Annotated in this window: 4 protein-coding genes; all 4 read right to left on the bottom strand. The window is 70.3% G+C overall.

Translation table 11 applies throughout. The annotated features are described in order from the left end of the window. Positions 1 to 86: 86 nt before the first annotated feature. On the bottom strand, positions 87 to 752 hold the full coding sequence (rpe, locus tag IJH84_RS10855) for a ribulose-phosphate 3-epimerase (protein ID WP_200069925.1): 666 nt from the start codon (positions 750 to 752) through the stop codon (positions 87 to 89). A 74-nt stretch (positions 753 to 826) separates the two neighbouring features. Further along, on the bottom strand, positions 827 to 2248 hold the full coding sequence (locus tag IJH84_RS10850) for an amino acid permease (RefSeq protein ID WP_295143498.1): 1422 nt from the start codon (positions 2246 to 2248) through the stop codon (positions 827 to 829). 98 nt (positions 2249 to 2346) lie between these two features. Continuing rightward, positions 2347 to 2760, bottom strand: coding sequence for an OsmC family protein (locus IJH84_RS10845; RefSeq protein WP_295143495.1), 414 nt, complete (start codon positions 2758 to 2760; stop codon positions 2347 to 2349). Between the two features lie 222 nt (positions 2761 to 2982). After that, on the bottom strand, positions 2983 to 3573 hold the full coding sequence (locus IJH84_RS10840) for a sigma-70 family RNA polymerase sigma factor (RefSeq protein WP_200069777.1): 591 nt from the start codon (positions 3571 to 3573) through the stop codon (positions 2983 to 2985). Positions 3574 to 3733 lie beyond the last annotated feature (160 nt).

Raw genomic sequence — 3733 nt, 5'->3', positions numbered from 1 at the left:
GACCGGCGGATTCGGGCTGGTCGTGCCGCGGACCCGCTCGCTGGCGGCGACGGCGGCCTCCAACGCCCCGAGTTCGGCCTCGGGTGTCACCGGCGCGCGTGCGCGAAGGCCGGGCCCACCTGGGTGCGCAGCGCTTCGAGCGCGCGGCTCGGGTCCTCGGCGCCGTAGACGGCGGATCCGGCCACGAAGCAGTCCACCCCGGCCTCCGCGGCCTGCTCGATGGTCTCGGCGTTGATCCCGCCGTCGATCTCCACCAGCAGGTTCAGATGCCCGGTGTCGACCAGGTCGCGGGCCTGCCGGGTCTTGTCCAGCACCTCGGAGATGAACTTCTGCCCGCCGAAGCCGGGCTCCACCGACATCACCAGCAGCGTGTCGTAGTGCTTGAGCACGTCCAGGTACTGCTCCAGCGGCGTGTTCGGCTTGATCGACAGACCCGCCTTGGCGCCCGCGGCGCGCAGGTTCTTCGCCAGCCCGATCGGATCCTCGGCCGCTTCCACGTGCACGGTGACGTTGTGCGCGCCCGCCTCGGCATAGCCGATCGCCCAACGATCCGGATCCTCGATCATGAGGTGGCAGTCCATCGGGATGTCGGTGGCCTTCAGCAGCGACTGCACCACCGGCAGCCCGAGGGTCAGGTTCGGCACGAAGTGCGCGTCCATCACGTCGACGTGCACCCAGTCGGCGCCCTTGACGGCGTCGAGCTCGGCGGCCAGGTGAGCGAAGTCCGCGGACAGGATGGAAGGCGCGATCATCGGCTGGTTCGACACATGCGGGAGTGTAAATCCGGCCGCTCGCGCGCTACCCACCCGGCCACCGCCGGGCACCTTCATTCCGCACCCGAGTCGACCGGAGTCGCCGCGCGGTTCGCGCCCCGGCGCCGGACGAAGTAGTACGCCGCGCACAGCAGCAGCAGGAAGGGCACGCCCGCTTTCCAAGCGGTATTGAACTGCTCGGTGAACGGCGTGGTCAGCAGCACGGCTGCGATGAACAGCATCGCCAGCACCGTGGTCACCGGCGCACCGGGCAGCCGGACCGGCGACGGCGCGAGCCCTTCGGCGGCGCGGCGGCGCCGGAACGCGAGCTGGCTGGCGAAGATGATCAGCCAGGTGATCAGCGCGCCGAACAGTGCCAGGCCCATCATCAGCGGGAACGCCGTGTCCTCGGAGAACACCGAGATCACCACCGCCAGCGCCAGGCCGGCCGCCGACAGCAGCAAGGCTCGCTGCGGAGCACCGTGGCCACTCAGGCCGGTGAACCACTTCGGCGCATAGCCGTCGCGCGCCAGCGAGTAGGTCATCCGCGCGGTCACGTAGAGGTTCGTGTTCATCGCCGAGAGCGCGGCGGTGAGCACCACGAAGTTCATCACGCCCGCGGCGGCCGGGATGCCCGCGATCGCGAACAGCGCGACGAACGGGCTCTGCGTCACGTCCTCCTCGGCCGAGACCTGGTTCCACGGCAGCACCGAGACCACGACGAGCATCCCGAGCACGTAGAACAACCCGAGCCGCAGCACCATGTTGCGCGCCGCGCGCGGCACGTCCCGGCCCGGGTCGCGGGATTCGGACGCGGTGACGCCGATCGCTTCGGTGCCGAGGTAGGAGAACGTCACGGCGGTCAGCGCCAGCCACACCGCACCGAGCCCGTTCGGCAGGAAACCGCCGTGGCCGGTCAACGCGCTCACGCCGGTCGCGGGCCGCCCGGGCAGGCCGAAGACGATGTAGGTCAGCCCGAGCAGGATGAACACCACGATCGTGACGACCTTGATCAGCGCGAACCAGTACTCGAACTCGCCGAAGTAGCGCACCGCGGCCGCGTTGATCGCCAGCATCACCACCGCGAAGACCACCACCGGCAGCCACAGCGGCAGCTGCGGGTACCAGAACCGCACGTAGAGCCCGGCGGCGACGACCTCGCTGCCGATGTTCGCCACCTGCGCGGCCCAGTAGATCCAGCGCTGCACGAACCCGGCGAGGCCGCCGAGGTAGCGCTGCGCGATCGGCCCGAAACCGCCCGCCTCCGGGTGCACCACGACCATCTCGGCCAGCGCGTAGGCCAGCGCGAGCGCGGCGAACGCGGCCACCGCGTAGGCGATGATCACCGCAGGGCCCGCGGTGTTGATCGCCAGCCCGGAACCGAGGAAAAGGCCGGTCCCGATCGAGCCGCCGAGCGCGATCATGCCGACCTGCCTGCCGCTGAGCTCGCGGCGCAGCCCGCCGCCCGCCGGTTCCGGCTCGCTCGCCTGCCCCACCCCGTGGCCTCCTCGGTACCTGCCGCATCGTCGATCCGCGATGCGACAGCACCTTACGCCGGGGAGATCGGATGCTGAGCCGGACTCGGATTTCCGGCTCAGCGCGGCAATGCGAGCTCGATCGGGGTGCCTTCCTCGACCGAGCGGCTCACCGTGCAGTACCGCTCGATGGCGCGGCGCACCGCGTCCATCAGCTTGTCCCGGTCGGCCTCGTCGACCGGGCCGAGGTCGAGGTCGAAGTTCACCCGCACGTTGGCGAACTTGTTCGGGTCCTCCGGGGTCTTGTCCCGGTCGGCGTGCACCGCCACGTCGGCGTCGTCGCCGAGCCTGCGCACCAGCAGGTTCTCGCTGGTGACCGCGGAGCAGCCCGCGATCGCGGCGAGCAGCAGCTCACCGGGGGTGAACGCGTCCTGCGCACCCTCTCGTCCGATGTGCACGGTGGCACCGCGGTCGTTGCTCGCGGTGAAGGTGTGCTCGCCGGTGCGGTGCACTTCGACGGGGGTGGATGCCATCAGACCCTCCTGATTCGCAGGTTCCGTCGACGACAACTCACCACACATCCGGCTTGTTCCCACCACCGCATCCAAATCGAGCGAACGGACCGTTGGTCCGAATAGACCAGGCGAACAGGCCGTTCACTCCTGACAAACCCGCGGGCTTTCTGAGTGAACGGACTGTTGGTCCGAATAGATTGGACGAACGGTCCGTTCACTTATGGTGAACGCCGGGCGGGCTCAGCCGGTGCCGGTGTCCTGGCCCCGGGTGCGGGAGATCAGGTCTTCGCGGGCGCGGGCCACGCGCGAGCGCACCGTGCCGAGCTCGCAGCCGCTGATCTCGGCGGCCTCCGCGTAGGAGAGCCCGAGCACTTGGGTGAGCACCAGCGCCTCCCGCCGGTCCGGGTCGAGCTGGTCGAGCAGCACGTTCGTCTCGACGAGTTCCTCGAAGCCCCTGCCCCGGCCACCGGAGCCGTGGCCACCGGAGTTCGGGCCGCCGGAGCCCTCCGCGGCCTGCACCCAATCGGCGGCGACGGTGCGCGGCCGCGCCCGCTCGAACCGGATCTGGTCGACCACGGCGCGGCGCGCGATCGACAGCAGCCAGGTCCGCGCCGAAGAAGTCCCGCGGAACGTGCGCAACGAGCGCAACGCCCGCAAGTAGGTCTCCTGCGCCAGATCGTCGGCAGCACCGACGTCGGCCAGGTGCGCCACGAACCGCCACACGTCGCGCTGGGTGGCTCGCACGAACTCGGCCAGCGCCCGCCGGTCGCCCGAACCGGCGGCCAGTGCCAGTTCGGTGACGCGGGTGTCTTCGGCTTCCGAGTTCGTCACGGCCCACGACACTAGCCGAAGACCCGCCGGGAACTCCGCCCCCTGCGCGCCCGACAATCTGGTCGTGGACTGTGAACGTTGCCGGATTTCGATCTCGGCGCGGCTGGACGGGGAAGCCGAGGCGGCGCCCGCTGCCGACGTCGACGCCCATCTGGACCAG

Source organism: Saccharopolyspora sp. (genome assembly GCF_017434145.1).
Taxonomy (GTDB): domain Bacteria; phylum Actinomycetota; class Actinomycetes; order Mycobacteriales; family Pseudonocardiaceae; genus Saccharopolyspora_C; species Saccharopolyspora_C galaxeae.
Note: the sequence above shows the minus strand (reverse complement) of the source record. Positions and strands in the feature narration are given on the sequence as shown.